General features: G+C 64.9%; 1 protein-coding gene. It reads left to right on the top strand.

Features of this window, described 5'->3' with window-relative positions; translation table 11 throughout:
* Window positions 1–2 precede the first annotated feature (2 nt).
* Entirely contained in the window at window positions 3–461 is a 459-nt protein-coding gene (locus QQ25_RS29600) for a DUF3237 domain-containing protein (RefSeq protein WP_039382898.1), read from the top strand.

Genomic DNA, 461 nt, shown 5'->3' with positions numbered 1-461 from the left:
CAGTGAAGTTGGAGCCGGAGTTCACCTACACCGCAGAACTCGCCGAACCCCAGATCGTCGGCCCGGGACCCTACGGACTACGCCAAGTCCTCGCCGTCACCGGCGGCAAAGTCACCGGCAACCGATTCAGCGGAACCGCCGCCCCCGGCGGCGGAGACTGGCTACTGGCCGGAGAAGACGGCTACGGCCGCCTCGATGTGCGCGCCCAGTTCTACACCGACGACGGCGCCGTCATCTACATGAGCTACCAAGGCCTGGTCGAAGTCACCGAAGCCGCCGCAAGCGCCCTCAGCGGCGCCACCACCGGCACCGACTTCGGCGACCACTACTTCATCACCACCCCACGCCTGGAATCCGGAGACCCCAAATACAGCTGGGTCAACCAAACCATCTTCGTCGGACAAGGCCGCATCCAACCCGGACCCACCGTCGAATTCCAAGTCTTCCGAGTCGCCGCATGA

The organism is Mycolicibacterium setense, assembly GCF_000805385.1.
GTDB classification, from domain to species: Bacteria; Actinomycetota; Actinomycetes; order Mycobacteriales; family Mycobacteriaceae; genus Mycobacterium; species Mycobacterium setense.
This window is presented reverse-complemented; position numbering and strand designations above follow the sequence as displayed.